The sequence below is a fragment of the Acinetobacter sp. AOR43_HL genome (assembly GCF_027854635.1).
Classification (GTDB): Bacteria; Pseudomonadota; Gammaproteobacteria; order Pseudomonadales; family Moraxellaceae; genus Acinetobacter; species Acinetobacter pittii.
On sequence record NZ_JAKTHX010000040.1, the window covers coordinates 23,902 to 43,125 of the forward strand.

Below are 19,224 nucleotides of genomic sequence, written 5' to 3' on the forward strand. Positions count from 1 at the left end.
ATGATGGAATGGTTACAATTATTGTTACCCGCATGGATTATGGGATCTCTGCTAGTATTTTTAACTGCACCTCTGGGTTGTTTAATGCTTTGGAGACGCATGTCTTTTTTTGCTGACACGATGGCGCACGGAACACTACTTGGGGTTGCTATTGCGGGAGCTTTAAGTCTTCCATTATGGCTTGGTGTTGCAGGTACAGCGGTTTTACTGGTAGGCGTTTTATGGGCTTTACATGACAACCGTTTACCCAATGATGCTCTGCTAGCCTTATGTTCAGCAACATTACTCTGTAGTGGCCTGTTGTTTATTCAACATGTTCCAAGTTTAAGACCCGAGCTTTTAAGTTATTTGTTTGGCGATTTACTTAGTATTGATTGGCCAGATCTTCCTGTTTTCACTTTAATTATTGCAATATCACTCGCAATTCTTTACCGCTTTTGGCAGCCACAAATACAGTTTGCAATTGATCCGGATATCGCAATTAGTGAAGGGGTGAATGCAAACTGGCAACGCCTTATTTTTATGCTGTTATTAGCTTTATTTACAGTTTTAGCTTTGCGTGCTGTAGGTTCTTTGCTAATGGGTGCATTACTAGTAATACCAGCTTTAAGCGCTCGTCTATTGGCAAACTCACCAAAGCAAATGGTTATTTGGGCATTCGTGTTAGCCCAGCTTGGTGTTAGTGTCGGCTTATGGTCAAGTGCAGCACTTAATATCTCTACAGGTCTTAGTATTGTTTTATGTATGGCATTAAGTTTTGCCGTTATTTTTATAACTCAAAAACTAAAAAATCAGACACAGGCGTCCTAAACTAGGCCGCCTGATGCACTGTGCTCAATAATAAAGCCGCACAGCTAAACATCACAGCAAAGCCCCGATTTAAATATTTTTGCTGTCTAGGGGATCGAAGTAATCTTAAAACCTTGGATGCCAGCCCCGTATATCCAGCCATTACAATCAAATCGATCGTAATCATAGTGGCCGCCATAATTAGATATTGTATCCATTGAGGCTTACTCAAATCTAAGAACTGTGGCAGAACTGCCAATAAAAATACGATCGCCTTAGGATTGCTAATATTAACCACAAAACCATTTAATAGTAGAGCTAAAGCAGACTTATCTCTTTTTTCTTGTTGAATTTCTATATCTTTTACAGGTGCTGTCCACTGTAAATAAGCCAAATACAATAAATAGGCTACACCGAACCACTTAACGGCCTGAAAAGCTAAAGGAGTCGTTGCAAATAAGACCCCGACACCTGCGGCCACCACCATAATTTGAAGCACTAAGGCAACTTGCAAACCGATTGCATTCCAGTAACCATGTCTAAATCCATAGTTTAGACCACTCGACATTGAGGCAATAGCTCCCGCACCCGGAGAGATACTAATGACCCAACAGGCCAACATATAGGCAAACCAAACTTGCAAAGACATAGTAAAAATAGACAATAAAAGTGGAATTATACTGTTTTATAAAACTATATTAATGAGAATTCAAACAATAAAATCAAGAAATAGACTACTAACCGCTCTTCGCATCAGGCACAATAATTAAAGCTCATACTAAATTATAATTGAGGAGATACCTTCCAATGACTGCTCAATCTGTCATTTTGCCGTTGCCATCAGATCATGCTCGATTTATTGTTCTTCGTTTAAAAGACTTATCAATTGATGAATTAAAAGAACAACTCGAAGCGTTGTTTGAAACACGCGACCGTCTCATTACTCAGCATTCAGACGCGCAAATTAAAACAGCAGTCGCTTTTGGTCCAGAACTTTGGAAGCAACTTTACAGTCAATCTCCTGCTGGCTTTAAACAACTTGAACCAGAAAACGGCGCATTCAACATGCCAGCCGTTCCCGCTGATGTCCTCATCCATATTGCTAGTATGCGTTCTGATATTTGTTTTGCATTAAGCCAAGCATTTTTTGAAGGTATTAAAGATAAAGTTGAAGTTCTGGATGAACGTGTTTGCTTCCGTTATTTCGATGGTCGCGATATTACTGGCTTTATAGATGGTACTGAAAACCCTCAATTTCCAGATGACCGCGCGGAAACAGCCCTACTCCCAGAAAGCGCGGGCATTTTTGCTGATGGCAGTTTCATTTTCGCGCAACGTTATGCACACGACTTAGAAAAATGGAAAAAACTAAAAGTTGATGCCCAAGAAAATGTCATGGGTCGTACTAAGCTTGAGTCAATTGAACTTGATGATGACGTTAAACCAGAAAATGCTCACGTCGCCCGTACTGTCGTTGAAGATGAGGAAGGCGAAGAAATGGAAATCTTACGTCATAGCCTTCCTTATGGTGATGGTCGAGGCGATCAGGGCTTATTTTTCATTGCTTACACAAAAGATCTCAGCATTATTGATGCCATGTTAAAGCGTATGTTCGGCACAAGTGGAGATGGTATTCATGATCGTTTATTGCATTTCGTGACACCACTAGACGGCGCATATTACTTTGCACCTAGTGAAGAGTTATTAGAAGAAGTTTTAGAAGGTTAAATTTTTTAAAAAGTAGCTATCATGATAGCTACTTTTTTATTTTATAAAGATCGTATGCTTTACCGATATAAGTTAATAAAAAATATTCTTAAGTAGTAATCTATAGTGCGTTAGAATTTCTTATTTCCAGAATTTCATTACAATCTTTAGAAGTTGAATAAACAAAAATTCGTTTATCTTGATTTTCTAGCAAAATGGCATCTTTATTTTCACCAAAGGCATTTTTAGAAATATCGCATTTATAAGCTGACAATTTAAAGCTGTTTACGACTTCACACTTTGGTTCAGTAGCAGCCTCATCAAAACCATACCATTGTGTAATATTCGGATTTGAACAAGAAATTTGAGCTATTTGATCAGCTTCTTTTGTTTTAACCGTATTCTCTTTCTTTGTATTTGCCGGTAAAGCTTCACTTACAACAGAATATGATTTATTCGCCTCCGCCTGTATCACCCCAGATTCATGATTAGAATCATTTTGTGTTTTATGCGGACTTTTATCACTACAAGCCATTAAAGCGCTTATAAAAATTAAAATATAAATATTTTTCATGAAAAAGTGCTCATAATTATGTGTTATTTAAACCAAGATATATTAATAAAAAAGAGGAGCTTAAGCTCCTCTTTTTTTATTTTCTGAACCTTAGAAAGGAATACGCTTATATTTGCGATATTCAGGTTTCCAGAATGATTGATCAATTTTTTGCTGTAGTAAGTCATCACTAATCGTTACAGCCACGCCATCTGCCATGGCAGCTTTCGCAACTTCAAACGCAATAACCTTAGAAACTTGCTGAATTTCCCCTAAAGGTGGTAATAAATCAGCTTGCGGATCTTTTAGTAGAGGTGAGCAATTCGCTAAAGCACTACTTGAAGCCATTAACATATTTTCAGTAACGCGTTTAGCACCCGATGCTACCACACCCAGCCCAATGCCCGGGAAAATGTACGAGTTATTACACTGAGAAATATTATAAAGCTTGCCGTGATGATTCACAGGAGCAAACGGGCTACCTGTTGCAATTAACGCTCTACCTTCAGTCCACTCTACAATATCTGCTGGCACAGCTTCAACACGTGAAGTTGGGTTAGACAATGGCATAACAATTGGGCGCTCACAATTCGCCGCCATGGTCTTAATAATCTCTTCGGTGAACAGACCCGGTTGACCAGAAACGCCAATTAATACTGTAGGCTTAGCATTTTTAACAACATCAAGGAGTGAAATCACTTCTTCAATATTGCCCCATTGATCAACCACCTCAGCTTTTTGCGCCAATTTGCGTTGGAAGTCCAATAAGTTTGGCTGATTTTCGGTAATCAAGCCAAAACGATCAACCATATAAACGCGTGCACGTGCTTCAGAATCAGTCAGACCTTCAGCAATCATTTGCGCAACAATTTGCTCTGCAATACCGCATCCCGCAGAGCCCGCGCCTAAGAAAGCAATTGTTTGATCTTTTAATTGCTTGCCTGCTGCACGACTTGCAGCAATCAAACTACCTACAGATACCGCTGCTGTTCCTTGAATATCATCGTTAAAACAACAAATCTTATCGCGATATTTTTCTAAAAGTGGCATCGCATTTTTTTGTGCAAAATCTTCAAACTGAATTAATGCTTTTGGCCAACGACGCTTTACAGCTTCAATCACCATATCGACAAATGCATAATATTCATCACCACTAATACGTGGCTGACGCCAACCCATATAGATCGGATCATTTAACAGTTGTGGATTGTTCGTCCCTACATCAATTGTGATTGGTAATGTATAAGCTGGACTAATCCCACCACAAGCGGTGTAAAGCGAAAGTTTTCCAATAGGAATTCCCATTCCGCCAATACCTTGGTCACCAAGACCTAGGATACGTTCACCATCAGTAATCACGATCACTTTTACATTATTTTTATTTACGTTCTGCAAAATATCATCAATCACATCACGATCTGGATATGAAATAAAAACACCACGATGACGACGATAGATATCGGAGAAACGCTGACATGCTTCACCCACTGTTGGGGTATAAATAATCGGCATCATTTCTTCAAGATGATTTTCGATTAGATGATAGAACAAGGTTTCGTTGGTATCTTGGATATTACGCAAATAGATATGTCGATTGATATCATCAGTAAAAGCGCAATATTGCTGATAAGAGCGCTGGCTCTGCTCTTCAATAGTTTCAATAATATGGGGGAGTAAACCGTGTAAGTTAAAGTTACTTCTTTCTTCTTCAGTGAAAGCCGAACCTTTATTTAAGAGTGGTAACTCTAAAAGTGTAAAACCTGCATATGGAATATAAAGGGGATGTTTACTTGGGTGTCCTGATATCATTGCCTATCTCATTTTCCAGCTTAGAGTAGAGAAAAACACGTTTTGTATGGTCTCTAAAACTCTTTGTGCGTATAAGCTTAAGCCTAATTCGATCAAAATAGATATTTTAAACCGTGATGTTAAAATTAAACACTATTTAGTTAAAACATGTTTAAAAATAAATAATAAAAATCAGTATTTTAATATTTTTATGATTTTAAAAATTTCTTTTATTTTCTCAACTTTAAAAGCCATAATTATATGATTTAGCGGAAACAGGTATTTCCTCAGGAAATAATATTAAATTAAACACTTAATTTACTCACAAAAACTGCCCAGAAGGCTTGTAATTCATTATTTTCAGTATAATAAGGCGATTTATCAACCGACATTCATTTAAAAAATAATCATCAGTAATTTGCATAAAGAATTATTGGAATATTAAATCCCCTCCCCTAAGTCATCGGAAATTTGCTATATTTGACGTTTTTCTGCGACATCTATTTTCGATTGATATGAATACGGCAATACAAGCAGCTCTCGACCATGCAGTGCAAACTCTTCAACAAGAAGGGGTGCTTCCTTCCGACTGGAAAAACACAAGCAACTTAACACGCACCAAAGACCGAAGCCATGGCGACTTTGCTTCTAATATTGCCATGATCGGCTCGAAAGCTGCTGGTATGAAACCACGTGATTTAGCTGAGAAAGTTCTCGCTGCATTACCAGAAGTGGCAGATATCAGTAAAGCTGAAATCGCAGGACCCGGATTTATTAACTTCTTTTTAAATGCAGACCAGCGTTTTGCTATTCTTGATCAAATTCAAGCACAAAAAGAAATTTTTGGTCGTAGCCAAGCAAATGCAGCGAAAAAGATTCAAGTCGAATTTGTTTCTGCAAACCCTACGTCTAGCCTACACGTAGGTCATGGACGTGGTGCGGCATACGGTATGACTGTTGCTAATTTACTTGAAGCAACGGGTGCTAAAGTTGACCGTGAGTACTACGTGAATGATGCTGGTCGTCAAATGGATATTTTGGCGACTTCTACTTATTTACGTTATTTGGAACTACTTGGACAAAACCTTGTATTCCCTAAAAATGCATATCAAGGCGATTACGTTAAAGAAATCGCACAAGGCATTATTGATAAAGATGGCGATGCTTACGTTCGTGAAGTTGCGAATGTTTATAAAGATGTACCAGAAGATGTGCAATATGCTGAAGAGCTAGATAGCGAAGGCAACAAAGTTGTGTTATCTGGTGATAAAGAAAAGCATATTGATGGCCTTATTGCCAACTCACAACAATTATTAGGTGAAGGTTACCGCGTATTCCACCAAGCTGCTCTTCATGCCATTTTAGATGACATTAAAGATGACCTTGCTGACTTTGGTGTAACATTCAACCAATGGTTTAGTGAAGCATCTCTTAGTGCAAAAATTGATGAAGCTTTAGAAACACTTGATCAACGTGGTTTCCTTTATGAAAAAGATGGCAACATCTGGTTCAAGTCGACTGAATTTGGTGATGAAAAAGACCGTGTTGTTAAGCGTCGGAATGGCCAAACGACTTACTTTGCATCTGACATTGCATACCACTTAAATAAACTACAACGTGGTTATACTGACCTAATCGATATTTGGGGTTCTGACCACCATGGCTATATTTCTCGCGTAAAAGCGGCGATTGATGCAATGGGTTACGACTCTAAGAAATTGACTGTTCTTTTAGTTCAGTTCGTAAGTTTATGGCGTGGCGGCGAGATGGTTCAAATGTCTTCTCGTTCTGGGCAGTTCGTAACATTACGTGACTTGCGTAAAGAAGTAGGCAATGACGCAGCTCGTTTCTACTACGTAATGCGTAAGAGTGAACAACACATCGACTTTGACCTTGACCTTGCTGTTTCACAAAGTAAAGACAATGCTGTGTACTATATTCAATATGCACACGCACGTATTTGTCGTATGTTAGAAAAAGCAGCAAGCACAGATTTACAATTCGACGTAAATACTGCTCGCCAACATGCAGCACGCTTGTCTCTTGATGCAGAAACCGAGATTCTTGCTAAACTGGCAGCTTATCCAGATGCAGTGTTGCGAGCGGCAAATGCCTATGAACCTCATCAGGTTGGTAATTACTTAAAAGAGTTAGCTGCCCTGTTCCATGGTTGGTACAATGAACATAAAGTATTAAGCGATGATGCAGAGCTTACACAAGCCCGTTTATTGCTTTCAATCAATGTACAACAAGTGCTTCGTAATGGTTTAGAATTACTTGGTGTATCTGCACCAGAATCTATGTAATAAATATATTGCATGACAGCAAATTAAAGGTCATACAATATATAGTAAGCGGTGGTTTGTATAGTTAAAATATCAATACAAACCACTGTTTTTAGCATCGTAAGACGAGACTCAAACTCGAATTAAAAAACAATCAAAATACAGAGGAATAATCCACGTGTTTGGCAAAACGCAACGCGGTGTATCTGAAAGACCTAATAAGCCTAAAAAGTCCCTAATTCCCAAATGGTTAGGGACACTTGTCGCTATTTTGGCGGTCTTATGTATCGCTGTAATGCTTATGCTTTGGAAACCTTGGCAACCTGTTCCTGCGAAAAATCAGATTACTTCTGAACATTATCAAGAAGAAGATACTAATAAAGACTATCGCTTCTACGACCTATTGCCTCAACAACAGGTTACCCCTATTCCTGAACAAGCGATCCCTGAAAGCAAAAATCAAGGCACTGCTATGATCGTTGAAGCACCAAGTACCACTCAACCAGCTGCCTCTGAAAGTGTAGGAATTGACCCAAATCAATCAGCTACAACTCCTCAGCAACCTACATATATTTTACAAGTTCGTAGTTATAATGATCCTGATCAGGCTGATGCTCGCCGTGCAGAAATCATTTTAAATGGCTTATCTGCGGACGTAGTCAAAAGTACTGAAAACGGACAAACATGGTATCGCGTTATTTCTGGACCGTATGATACTCAAGACGCTGCCTTGGCTGCTCAGCAGACCTTACAACACAGTGGTATTGACTCAATCGTGATCAAACGCAAATAAAATGAAAATAAAAAAGGAACAAATATTTGTTCCTTTTCTTTTAGATATCAGCACAATTCCTTTCATTAGAACCAATTCCCTTTTGTCTCGCTTTTTGAAACTCAGGTCTTTGCTGAATACGGTGTAAAAACGCTTGAATATGAGGGTATTTACCCTGTAAGCGAGATTGTAAAGCTTCCAAAGGAAAGCTCATTTGAATATCAGCGAATGAAAAATCACCTGCAAAATATTCATGCTCTGCCAAATAGTTTTCTAAAAAACTAATATGATCTTTCATACGTGGTCGAACAAAATTTGCCTTCACCCCTTCCGTGATTTTTTTAGCTACTGGTTGAATTAACCATGGCACATGCTTGTTTACACTATTCATGACCAAAGTCATGACTAATAACGGCATAAGTGAACCTTCTGCATAGTGCATCCAGTAAATATACTGCTGTAAATCTTGTGGCTCTGTAGGTTTAAATTGTTGCTTCTGATCATAACGCTGCTGTAAATATTCTAAAATCACAGCAGATTCTGCGATGACTTGTTCATCATCAGTCAAAATCGGAGCTTTACCTAAAGGATGAATACATTTCAATGTTTCTGGAGCGGAATAGTTAGGTAAGCGTTGATAATAATGAATATCATAATCTAAGCCTAATTCTTCTAAAGCCCATAAAATTCGAAACGATCGCGAACATTCCAGGTGGTGTACACTAATCATGTTATTGCCTGCTTTTATTTTTCTTTTTTACATAAAAAACAGCATGTGAACATGCTGTTTTATTCCATTTGTGGGATGGATATAAAATCATCCACCTCAACAAAATAGCATTTTTACACTGTAACAAGCACAGTATGAATGTCTAAACTACGTAACAAAGTTTTAGTGACTGGGGTTTTACCGCATACCGCTAAGATTTTTTGTTGAAGCTCTTCGTTTGGCAAGTCTTTAAAAACAATACGACGTTCTATATGTTCTTCATGTTCTCTATTGGTATGAAAATCGATTTCAACCGAAAACTCACCAAAATCATAACCCTTATGCTTTGCGTACATTCTTAAAGTAATAAGCGTACACGCGGCTAAACTTCCAGTGAGCAAATCGTATGGAGCTGGACCCTGGTCTTGCCCTTCTAGCTTCTCTGGCTCATCACAAAAATATTGGTGGCGACCACTGGTGATTTCGCCCTTCCATTGTTCAGCAAGGGGCTTTGCTTTACTGCTTGCGATTACTGCTGTCATTTTGATGCTCTCATTTGATCTGGAAGAACAGGGGCTTCTAAACGTGCACCAACATAATCTGGGATTTCACCAAAACGTGCATCATGGTTAATCCATTGCTCACGGGCTTCTTTTAAATCATCCATTGTACGTGCAACAAAGTTCCACCAGAGTAAAATTGGTGTTTCAAACGGTTCACCGCCAATCAAAAGAATACGGTTACCTTTTTTTACTTCAATCTCAATTTCACTAAGACCCGTATCTAATACCACCATGTTGTCAGCAGTTAACTCATGGCCATTTACATGAGCACTACCCTCAAGCGCCATAAAACCATATTCATAATTAGGATTTAATGGAATGCGGGTTTTCGTATCTTCGGTAGCAATGAGGTCAACACCCACTAACGGCGTATGTACCAAGACTGGAGAAGTAGTTGCCAAATATTCACCCACAAGCACGGTAAACTCTAGACCGTCTTTCTCAACAACAGGCAGTTCAGGATAATGTTCAAATTTCGGGTCCATGTTGCGCTTAGCATCTGGTAAGGCAATCCAGAGCTGAGCAGCGTGCATTTGAGTTTCTGTATCAGGTGCAACTTCTGTATGTGAAATTCCGTGACCTGCCGTCATTAAATTAACTTGTTTAGGTCGAATCAGTTGTTTTGAGCCTAGACTATCGGTATGCATCATGGTGCCTTCAATCATCCACGTGAAGGTTTGCAAACCAATATGAGGATGAGGACCAACATCTAAACCATCACCCGCCGGAAAAGTGACTGGGCCCGCATGATCTAGGAAACACCACGCACCAATCATTCGTTTTTGTCGGCTAGGTAAAGCCCGCTTAATGACTGTCCCCTGTCCAATTTCAGCAGAGCGAATTGGAAATTCCTGAATAAACTGATTGGCAAATTTTTCGCAATCCTTTGAATCAGAAATATCGTAATCATTATTATTGCTCATGATATTACTCTCTTTTACCTATGCTTTTGCAATGAGTCGTTGTAATGATCTTAACAATACACTCATTATTCAATATAGTCTTTTAGTAATACACAGGGTGCTATGAATGAGACAATCATTTGTTAATTACATAACATTAAAGCTGCATTGAGCAGCTTAAGATGATTGAGTTTTAACGAGCTGTTTCAGGTTTTTCATAAATTGACCAAATTGTGGGAGAAACTCTTGAAATAGTGGGTGGTCACGGTTTTCAAGCATAACCTCACTAAAAAGTTTTAGCCCAACTCCAAAAGATTTTGTTGTTTCATCATCAAAAAAATCTGCTTTTTTTAAGCGTTCAACAATTTCAAAAATATCGTCATGATTTCCCGCATAGAACTCAAGGCGTTCAGTATAAGTAGAGGCCTCTCCTTTTGCATTTTTTAAGTGTTGTACCGTGACATGATATTGATGTTGTTTCATATATAAATTCTCTCTTAAAAATTAATAACTTTGAAGAATTTCAACTTGTTTAAGGTCGACTTATAGGCGCCCAATCGCAACAGCAGCCTGATCAATTTTTTCGGCAATTTGATAAATCTGCTCTTGCTGTAAACCTGCCGAGTTCAACTTCAAACGTAAGGCTGTTTTTAGGTTTTCCATTGCACGGTGAATTTCGATTAATTCATCATTACTGTGGATTTCTCGTCTTAAACGTAGTTTTTCTAATAACTCTTTCAACTTGTCTTGTTGTTCAGTTAAGTAAGCTTTCCCAAATTCCGTGATTTGATATTGCTTACGCTCTACATCCAGCAAATTAATCAACTTCATTTCTTCAAGACTGGTTAATGTTGGATAAATTGTTCCTGCGCTTGGCGTATAGCCATCGCCTACCAAATCACTTATTTCTTTAATGATTTCATAGCCATGCTTTGGGCTTTGCTGAATAAGGTGGAGTACCAAAAGTTTCATGCGTCCAGCTTCAAAAAGTCTTCCACGGCGTCCCGAACGATGATGTTCAGCATGATGCTGTTCTGATTGTTGTTTCATCTTTTAAGATCCAAAATGATCAATTTATAATTATTAAGATATATCTTAATATATCTTTGATCAAGTAAAAGTAATAAGAGTTGATCTATTGCTTTGATAGTTATCAAAATTAATTTTTAGCTTTAAAATCTAAGTAATAAAAAAGAGTGCTTAAGCACTCTTATATAGCCACATGTTTAGCAAAGTCGGTAAATAAAGCCAGAATCAAAAAATTATTATGTGATCAGATTTCTTTTCTGCTCAAACTGCTCTTCAATTTTTGAACTCAAAAAATTGACAATAGGCTGCAAAGCATAATGCTCCTCTTGCCAATTTTGTTTGCCGATTTCCCCTCTATATTCCTGTATAAGTCGCTGCAATACGAATTTCTGCTCATCAGAAAGCTGAGACATAACCCATCGTGCAGCATTGTCTTTTGAAGCAATATCCTTCATCACTAAACTAAAATAGATCCGGCATAAAGCTAAAATCTGGTTTCTTTCATCTGCATCCTCATCCCAATGCGCTACAATTTCGGGATAAGTGTCAGACATTGCTTGCCATAGTTCTTGATCAGAAATTTCAGGTGCCCATTGGTTTAAAGCTGGCCCAAATAAAACTGTATGATGAGATCTCGCTTTTCTAAGCAATATACTAATATCTGGGTCTTTCTGTGAGCTCAATACTCCACCTTCTTTAAGCTCTTCACGCAGCCATTCACCAAATTGCATTTCATAACTTAAAGGATAAATTCCAGACTGAATCTCATCTTTTAATAAAATAGTAACTTCTAATGGCCTTTGTAATTCCCCAACAGGCTGTGAAATTTTTAGTAATTCTTGTGCAAGCTGCTCACGTAAAGCAGAAGTTAATGGTTGAGTGACCACGACCAGTACATCAAGATCACTTTCTGGCCCTAAACCACCGTCAACAGCTGAACCATAAAGATAAATTGCAAATAATGATTCCGCTAAAAGTTGCTGTAATTTTTCTTGTAGATATTCTAACTGAATTAAATCAGGCATCTCTCACCTCCTTCGGAAGAAACAGATATAAAAAAGGCAGGATTAAATCCTGCCTTTTCATTTAATTATTCCCACTCAATCGTTGCTGGTGGTTTAGATGACACGTCATATACGACACGTGATACATCTTTAATTTCATTCATAATACGCGTTGAGATTTTATCAACCAATTCGTATGGTAAATGTGCAAAACGAGCTGTCATAAAGTCAACCGTTTCAACTGCACGAAGCGCAATTACCCATGCATAACGACGACCATCACCTACTACGCCAACTGACTTAACTGGTTGGAACACAGCAAATGCTTGAGCAGTTTTATCATACCAACCGCTGTCACGAAGCTCTTGCATGAAGATATCATCAGCAAGACGAAGAATATCAGCATATTCCTTCTTCACTTCACCCAAAATACGAACACCTAAACCAGGGCCCGGGAATGGATGACGGTAAATCATGCTATGTGGCAAGCCAAGTGTAGTACCTAATTTACGAACTTCGTCTTTGAACAAGTCGCGTAAAGGTTCTACCAATTCAAATGCTAAATCTTCTGGTAAACCACCTACGTTGTGGTGAGATTTAATTACGTGTGCTTTACCTTGTTTACTTGCAGCAGATTCGATTACGTCTGGGTAAATCGTACCTTGTGCCAAGAATTTCACGCCATCAAGTTTACGTGCTTCTTCAGCAAATACTTCAATAAACTCGCGACCAATGATTTTACGTTTTTTCTCTGGATCAACTTCACCAGCCAATGCAGTTAAAAAGCGTTGTTCAGCATCTGCACGAATAACACGGATACCCATGTTTTCAGCAAACATTTGCATCACTTGGTCACCTTCGTTTAAACGAAGTAAACCGTTATCAACGAATACGCATGTTAACTGGTCGCCAATTGCTTTGTGTAAAAGCGCAGCAACGACAGATGAGTCAACACCACCTGAAAGGCCTAAAAGAACTTTTTCATTACCAATTTGTTCACGTAATTGTTCTACACGTAAATCAATGATGTGTTCAGGCGTCCAAAGACCACCACATCCACAAATTTTATGAACGAAGTTTGCAAGTAACTCTTCACCTTTTGCCGTGTGTGTTACTTCTGGGTGGAATTGCACGCCATAAAAACGACGCGTTTCATCACTTACAGCAGCAACTGGACAGCTTGGTGTGCTTGCAGTAATGGTAAAGCCTTCTGGAATCTGGCTAACTTTGTCACCGTGACTCATCCAAACATGAAGTTGGTTTTCGCGGTCTTGTAAGTTACCAATCAGTTGGTCGCGTTTAACGATATCAACTTCGGCATAACCAAACTCATGTACAGTACCCGGCTCAACTTTACCGCCTAACTGTTCAGACATGGTTTGCAAGCCATAGCAAATACCCAATACTGGAACGCCCAACTCAAACACTACTTGTGGTGCGCGAGGGCTGCCTTCTTCATGCACACTCTCAGGTCCACCTGACAAAATAATGCCATTTGGCTTAAAAGCGCGAATGTCTTCTTCAGACATATCAAAAGCATACATTTCAGAGTAAACACCAGCTTCACGTACACGACGTGCAATGAGCTGACTATATTGAGAGCCGAAATCCAGAATCAGGATACGATCTTCAGTAATTTGAGTATTGGTAGTCATGACAAACCACTAAATGGCAAAAGAATTAAGCGCGCCATTTTAACATTTTTCACGCTTCGGCGCACCGCAAATCATCATATATCTTATTTTTTTCATATCAGAATCATTTCTATAATTGGATTGTTTGATATAAATCAAAATTTACTTATATTTATCAACTGTATGGGTTACGCTTAAAAACTCCATGTGTATTGATAAATTCATCACATTCTATGCAACATCACCTTGAATTTGATGTTAAGATGAGCCGATAAAACAGGCATTACCATGGAAAGGTAAATACCATAAGCGATATTTGTCTGTGCTTAAACAATTATCCATTTTTATGGCTTGTTGCCCCCTATCAAAATCAATAGAAATCTAAGGAACAACAATGCTTCAAACTATGATTGCAGATTTCCAGCAACATTTTTGGTTGTATGTCTCTATTCCTTTTATGAGTGGTTTAATTGGCTATATCACCAAGGTGGTTGCCATCCAGATGATGTTTTCACCACTTGAATTTAAAGGTATTAAACCATTTTTGGGTTGGCAAGGCATTGTGCCTCGCAAAGCCGAGAAAATGGCAACCATTGCTGTTGAGCTCATGACAGCAAAGCTGATTAAACCTGAAGAAATTTTTGCACGCCTAGATCCTAAACGTATTGCCAAAGAAATAGAAAAACCTCTACTTGCAGCGGCTGAAGATATTACCCGTGACGTTGCTCAAGAGTATCAGCCTGGTTTATGGGAGGGCATGCCAGAATTTGCTCGCCAAAGACTCATCCGTCGTGTGCAATCCAAAGCACCAGAAATTGTTGAACACATCATGAGCGAAGTACAACGTGATGTGAATCGATACTTTGATATTAAACATCTTGTTATCAGCAACTTGCTTAAAGATAAACGTTTGCTCAACAATATTTTTAAACGTGTAGGGAAACAAGAATTTAAATTTTTCAGTAATGTAGGCTTTGTATTTGGCTTCGGTATTGGTGTAATTCAGATGCTGTGCTGGATTGTCACTCAAGGAAAATATCCTTGGATGCTACCTTTATTTGGAGGTTTTGTGGGTTTCTTCAGTGACTGGATTGCACTGCAAATGATGTTTAGACCACTTTATCCTAAAAAGATATTGGGTTACACATGGCAAGGTCTGTTTATTAAACGTCAAAATGAAGTTGCAGCTGACTATGCAGCTTTAATTTCTAAGCAGCTTTTGACTTCACGTCACATGATGGAAGAGTTATTTTCTGGTACACATTCTGCACGTGTTATTGATCTGGTTAACCGCCATGTCAAACAAGAAATTGATATGCAAGCTGGGGTTATTCGTCCGTTAGTTGTATATGCAATTGGCGGAGAAAAATATCAGAATATGAAATCACAAGTTGCTGAACGTATTATGCAACAGCTTCCAGAGACGATGAAATATGTAGAGTCTTATGCAGAAGATGCAATGAATATTCGTAGCACACTCATTGAGCGTATGCAAAAATTAACACCTTCTGAATTTGAAGGGATGTTACGTCCTGCATTTAAAGAAGATGAGTGGGCCTTGATTGCAGTCGGCGCAGTTCTTGGTTTCGTGGTTGGTGAATTGCAAATCCAATTTATGCTTTAATTTTTAAAATAAAGAAATAAAAAAACCGGATGAATTGCTCATCCGGTTTTTATTTTGTCTTGAATATTATTTCTCGATTGCATGATCCAGACTAATACGGCCAGCACCATGAAGCATTAGAAAGAATAAACCACCTGCCATTGCTAAGTTTTTCATAAAGTGGATGCCATTATTGTATTGTGCCGCTGCATCAGCCCCACCTTGGTGGAACAAGAATGCAGTTAAAATACTGAAGATACCAAGACCGAAAGCTGCAAAGCGTGCTTGGAAACCAAATAACAAGGCTAAACCACCACCAAACTCAACCAAGATAACTAAAGGAAGAATTCCACCTGGTACACCCATTGCTTCCATATATCCTGCAGTTGCTGCATAACCGGTAATTTTCCCCCAACCAGCAACAAGGAAGATATAAGCCATAAGAAGACGAGCAATAAGGCTAATAAAACTGTCCGCGCCTGATTGCGTTACGATATTTTTGACCACTACATTTGGATTAAACATTTTGCCACCTTTATTTAAATGCTTATTTATTGATGAGCTCATTCTAGGTTTGGGACATTGATAATTAAATACTCAAAATCCATATATATCGTTGCACAAACAGGATGATCAATTTGTATATTTTTGATGTTTTATACTGACTTTCTATAGGGTCACTGCTAGGATTTGAGCACGGTTTACCACTTAATCATCTCATGGAACTTCTTGATTTTATTCTACACGTTGATCAACATCTCGCCGAGTTTATTACAAATTACGGGACGTGGATTTATGGCATTTTATTTTTAATTATCTTTGTCGAAACCGGTTTAGTGGTTATGCCGTTTTTACCGGGAGATAGTTTACTATTTGCAGCTGGTGCTTTAGCAGCATCTACAGGTGCGATGGATCCATGGTTATTGGGTGCTCTACTCTTCATTGCTGCCGTTTTAGGCGATACAGTGAACTACCATATTGGTCGTTTTATCGGTCCACGTGTATTTGAAATGAATTCACGATTCATTAATAAGCAGCATTTAATTAAAACTCAAGAATTCTTTGCTCGTCATGGTGGCAAGACGATTATTTTCGCCCGTTTCATTCCATTTGCCCGCACCTTTGCACCTTTTGTTGCTGGCGCTGGCAGCATGAACTATAAGTTTTTCTTAACTTATAATGTGATTGGGGCATTTTGTTGGGTCGCTTCTTTTGTGGCGTTGGGCTATCTATTTGGAAATATGCCAATCGTTAAAGATAACTTCACTCATCTTATTTTTGGCATCATTATTATTAGTGTTTTACCGGGCATCATCGGCTTTATACGTGAAAAGCTAAAAAGCCGTAAAACCAATGTTTAAGGCTTAATTTAGAAGAAACGGAATACCACTGGAAGCATACATAAAATAAGCAACATAGCCGATCCTTTATATAAATGATCGGCTTTTATTTTTTGTACTGGGCCCGTTAATAGTGCACGTCCAAAAATCATCCAGAAACTCGCAGCTGGAATGAGCGTCAATGTAAAAACACCAAATACCATTAGACAATTTTCAGGCGAATTCCATGTTTCGGCAGGGAAAATACCTGCAGCAAAAAGTAAAGATTTCGGATTTTTTAAGGTTGAGAAGAATAATTGACGTGGGCGAATGTTACGGTGAGTTTGACTAAATTGTTGTAAATGGGTGGTTTTCCATAATCGGAATGCCATCCAGAACACATACGCCACACTTATAATATGTAAAATGAGCAATAACGCAGGCCAAACTGGTGCTGCCAAATGAATAAACACAGCCCAAAAGCTAATACCGTAGGCATAGCCTAGCCATTCCATAGGAATAAGCCAAAATGCTTTAGATAAACCTTGAGAATGAGCAGCGGTTGCAAGTAAAGCATTTGTCGGCCCAGGAATGAGCAAAACAGCCAACATTGCCAATACAAAAAACCAACTCTCAATCATAAAGTTTCCATAATATCCAAGATGGGGCCACCTTAAACGAAACAGGCAAAATATAGCAAGTTTATAAGGCTTTTTGATTACAGAAAATACAGAATTTTGGAAGCTTCAAAATTGATAAACCACTTATTTATATTAATTTTATTATGAAACATTTTGCTAAACTTTATTCATCACAACATGCCTTAGTTAGCATATTGTGATGCAAAGCTGACTATTAATTGGCCTTTTTACGAACAATAATTGGACAATTCTTAAACTGAGCAGCCTGAACAATCGCTTCTTGTTGGCCTAAAACACGTGAAAGTTCGGTGTTTTTCGTTGAAGAAGACTGTCCCATATTTACAGAAATAGATGGACCGAATCCCCAACCACCTCGTCCCCAGCCACCACCGAGTCCAAGACCAACACCCATACCTGTACTTTTTGGAGTTTGCACGCCATTGTCGATATATTGCTGAATACGGTTATATTCACTTTGTAGCTGTTGGCAGCTCAAAGATTGATATTGTGTTGGAGACACATAAGTCGGTTTTACCGTTGTAGCACAAGCGCCAAGGAGTAAAGTGGCTGCCACCAAAGGCGCAATATATAAGCCTTTCATCATTTTTCTCTTATCGTTTTGGCTCAATCTCACCAAACAATGTCTCATAAGCTTGAGTCAATTTATGTTCGGGTGCCAAATGAGCCAAAGGTAAATTTTTCTGATGCGATTCTTTCATCAAAATCGAAGGCGGTAACATGCTATTGAGTACAGGCAACCCTTCATCTTTTAACTGCTGAACCACTTCCCGAGGTAATTTTGCTTGGGATTGGAATTGATTCACCACAATTCCTTCAATTTCCAAGCGATCATTATGATCATCTTGCGTTTCGAGAACATTTTCAATCAATGTTTGTAACGCACGCTTTGAAAAAACATCACAGTCGAAAGGAATGAGTACTTTATCTGCCGCAATCAGAGCAGAAAGAGTAAAAAAGTTAAATGCTGGTGGTGTGTCTATATAGATACGGTCATATCGCCCAACTAAGTTTTGGATCGAATCACGTAATTTATAAATTTTATGTTTACTTTCAAGCGCATGTTCAAGCGCGCCAAGTGTAGGGCTTGCTGGAAGCACATCTAATTTTGCAAAAGGAGTTGAATGAACAAAACTGTCGAGATCTTTATTTCTTGGAGCTTTTAAAATTGAACCTAATGCGTTACCGATTAAACCCTTTTGTTGATTGTTGCCCAACACATCATCAAAGAAATTTTCGATATTTGGCTCTAAAATTGATTTTTCAGCGGAATAGGTTGCTTCGTCACCTAAAAGATACTGACTAGAATTGGCTTGAGGATCAAGATCGATCACCAATGTTCTTAAGCCATGTTTGGCACTAATTGCAGCCAAATTTACAGTAATACTTGATTTCCCTACACCGCCTTTTTGGTTAAACACCACACGAGTTAACATGTTTCCCTCTGCATATTATTTTACTGTACGCAGTTTAACCTAGAGCTTAATCAAAAAGGCAAAGAATGTAGAACAATTAAGCAAAAACAGGTTTCACAATCACTAAGATAATAATAGCAATAAATGCAATCGCACTAATGACTAAACCTGCACGACGCTGTGCCAACAAAAGAGTGTCATCTTTTTTAAAGGCTTTCATCAGGGAAGATAACAACACTAAAAATAGAATAATTTTAGCGTAAAACCACGGTTGTACTTGAAAGTCTTTCATGACTAACAAAATTGCACCCGTAATGAAAACCACGGTAAATGACAAATGTTGTAAGGCAACTAATACTTTACGCCCTGCTGGATTGGGTTGTTCACCTTGAACACCTATAAACAGAGTTGAAGCGCGTAAAACAAAGACCATAAGTGCGGCAGCTACTGCAGTCATATGAATAATTTTAGTGAGTAAATGTGCATCCATGAA

At 38.5% G+C, this 19,224-nt stretch carries 21 protein-coding genes; 6 read left to right on the plus strand and 15 right to left on the minus strand.

The window, feature by feature from the left end:
* On the plus strand, positions 1-810 hold the full coding sequence (znuB, locus tag MKL33_RS19945) for a zinc ABC transporter permease subunit ZnuB (RefSeq protein ID WP_017401863.1): 810 nt from the start codon (positions 1-3) through the stop codon (positions 808-810).
* Between the two features lies 1 nt (position 811).
* Here the strand turns inward: znuB and MKL33_RS19950 are convergent, their stop codons facing one another.
* Positions 812-1,438: a LysE family transporter gene (locus MKL33_RS19950; protein ID WP_002114069.1), complete on the minus strand. Its 627-nt coding sequence runs from the start codon at positions 1,436-1,438 to the stop codon at positions 812-814.
* A 158-nt stretch (positions 1,439-1,596) separates the two neighbouring features.
* Here MKL33_RS19950 and MKL33_RS19955 point away from each other — a divergent pair, with 158 nt between their 5' ends.
* Positions 1,597-2,517 (plus strand): Dyp-type peroxidase, encoded by a 921-nt coding sequence (locus MKL33_RS19955; protein ID WP_069035860.1) that lies wholly within the window; start codon positions 1,597-1,599, stop codon positions 2,515-2,517.
* Between the two features lie 100 nt (positions 2,518-2,617).
* On the opposite strand, the gene MKL33_RS19960 is transcribed toward MKL33_RS19955, so the two are convergent.
* Positions 2,618-3,070, minus strand: a complete 453-nt coding sequence (locus MKL33_RS19960; protein ID WP_069035859.1) for a hypothetical protein — start codon at positions 3,068-3,070, stop codon at positions 2,618-2,620.
* Between the two features lie 90 nt (positions 3,071-3,160).
* Positions 3,161-4,858 (minus strand): NAD-dependent malic enzyme, encoded by a 1,698-nt coding sequence (locus MKL33_RS19965; protein ID WP_270907602.1) that lies wholly within the window; start codon positions 4,856-4,858, stop codon positions 3,161-3,163.
* A gap of 494 nt (positions 4,859-5,352) precedes the next feature.
* Between MKL33_RS19965 and argS the strand changes: the two genes are divergently transcribed.
* Both argS and MKL33_RS19975 read left to right on the plus strand, forming a co-directional pair.
* A complete protein-coding gene (gene argS / locus MKL33_RS19970) occupies positions 5,353-7,143 on the plus strand; it encodes an arginine--tRNA ligase (protein WP_270907603.1) in 1,791 nt (596 codons plus the stop codon).
* 157 nt (positions 7,144-7,300) lie between these two features.
* Positions 7,301-7,915: an SPOR domain-containing protein gene (locus MKL33_RS19975; protein WP_069036557.1), complete on the plus strand. Its 615-nt coding sequence runs from the start codon at positions 7,301-7,303 to the stop codon at positions 7,913-7,915.
* Positions 7,916-7,955: 40 nt separating this feature from the next.
* Here the strand turns inward: MKL33_RS19975 and MKL33_RS19980 are convergent, their stop codons facing one another.
* The 7 genes from MKL33_RS19980 to guaA all read right to left on the minus strand — a co-directional run bounded on the left by MKL33_RS19980 (position 7,956) and on the right by guaA (position 13,756).
* Positions 7,956-8,624: a glutathione S-transferase gene (locus MKL33_RS19980; RefSeq protein WP_270907604.1), complete on the minus strand. Its 669-nt coding sequence runs from the start codon at positions 8,622-8,624 to the stop codon at positions 7,956-7,958.
* A 113-nt stretch (positions 8,625-8,737) separates the two neighbouring features.
* Positions 8,738-9,145 (minus strand): OsmC family protein, encoded by a 408-nt coding sequence (locus MKL33_RS19985; RefSeq protein ID WP_014208118.1) that lies wholly within the window; start codon positions 9,143-9,145, stop codon positions 8,738-8,740.
* Positions 9,142-10,089 carry a pirin family protein gene (locus MKL33_RS19990; RefSeq protein WP_002114082.1) on the minus strand — a complete coding sequence of 316 codons (948 nt, stop codon included), beginning with the start codon at positions 10,087-10,089 and terminating at the stop codon, positions 9,142-9,144. The genes MKL33_RS19985 and MKL33_RS19990 overlap by 4 nt, the downstream gene beginning before the upstream one ends.
* Before the next feature lie 156 nt (positions 10,090-10,245).
* On the minus strand, positions 10,246-10,551 hold the full coding sequence (locus tag MKL33_RS19995; protein ID WP_002114086.1) for a DUF3861 domain-containing protein: 306 nt from the start codon (positions 10,549-10,551) through the stop codon (positions 10,246-10,248).
* A gap of 60 nt (positions 10,552-10,611) precedes the next feature.
* Positions 10,612-11,118, minus strand: a complete 507-nt coding sequence (locus MKL33_RS20000) for a PadR family transcriptional regulator (RefSeq protein ID WP_005071980.1) — start codon at positions 11,116-11,118, stop codon at positions 10,612-10,614.
* Between the two features lie 215 nt (positions 11,119-11,333).
* Positions 11,334-12,122: an ANT(3'')-II family aminoglycoside nucleotidyltransferase gene (locus MKL33_RS20005; protein WP_130174205.1), complete on the minus strand. Its 789-nt coding sequence runs from the start codon at positions 12,120-12,122 to the stop codon at positions 11,334-11,336.
* Between the two features lie 65 nt (positions 12,123-12,187).
* Complete coding sequence (guaA, locus tag MKL33_RS20010; protein ID WP_130119823.1) at positions 12,188-13,756, minus strand: glutamine-hydrolyzing GMP synthase; 1,569 nt, start codon at positions 13,754-13,756, stop codon at positions 12,188-12,190.
* 385 nt (positions 13,757-14,141) lie between these two features.
* On the opposite strand from guaA, the gene MKL33_RS20015 reads away from it, so the two are divergent.
* Positions 14,142-15,359 (plus strand): DUF445 domain-containing protein, encoded by a 1,218-nt coding sequence (locus MKL33_RS20015; protein WP_014208114.1) that lies wholly within the window; start codon positions 14,142-14,144, stop codon positions 15,357-15,359.
* A gap of 66 nt (positions 15,360-15,425) precedes the next feature.
* Here the strand turns inward: MKL33_RS20015 and MKL33_RS20020 are convergent, their stop codons facing one another.
* A complete protein-coding gene (locus MKL33_RS20020; RefSeq protein WP_002114126.1) occupies positions 15,426-15,863 on the minus strand; it encodes a DoxX family protein in 438 nt (145 codons plus the stop codon).
* A gap of 194 nt (positions 15,864-16,057) precedes the next feature.
* Here MKL33_RS20020 and MKL33_RS20025 point away from each other — a divergent pair, with 194 nt between their 5' ends.
* A complete protein-coding gene (locus tag MKL33_RS20025) occupies positions 16,058-16,699 on the plus strand; it encodes a DedA family protein (RefSeq protein WP_270907605.1) in 642 nt (213 codons plus the stop codon).
* Between the two features lie 8 nt (positions 16,700-16,707).
* Here the strand turns inward: MKL33_RS20025 and MKL33_RS20030 are convergent, their stop codons facing one another.
* From MKL33_RS20030 to MKL33_RS20045, 4 genes are all read right to left on the minus strand, one after another.
* The gene (locus MKL33_RS20030) at positions 16,708-17,298 is read right to left on the minus strand and encodes a LysE family translocator (RefSeq protein ID WP_002114078.1); all 591 of its coding nucleotides are present in this window, start codon (positions 17,296-17,298) and stop codon (positions 16,708-16,710) included.
* 214 nt (positions 17,299-17,512) lie between these two features.
* Positions 17,513-17,899 (minus strand): hypothetical protein, encoded by a 387-nt coding sequence (locus MKL33_RS20035; protein WP_005071968.1) that lies wholly within the window; start codon positions 17,897-17,899, stop codon positions 17,513-17,515.
* Positions 17,900-17,909: 10 nt separating this feature from the next.
* Positions 17,910-18,752: a ParA family protein gene (locus tag MKL33_RS20040; protein ID WP_005071966.1), complete on the minus strand. Its 843-nt coding sequence runs from the start codon at positions 18,750-18,752 to the stop codon at positions 17,910-17,912.
* A gap of 76 nt (positions 18,753-18,828) precedes the next feature.
* On the minus strand, positions 18,829-19,221 hold the full coding sequence (locus MKL33_RS20045; RefSeq protein WP_005071964.1) for a SirB2 family protein: 393 nt from the start codon (positions 19,219-19,221) through the stop codon (positions 18,829-18,831).
* Positions 19,222-19,224: the final 3 nt, after the last annotated feature.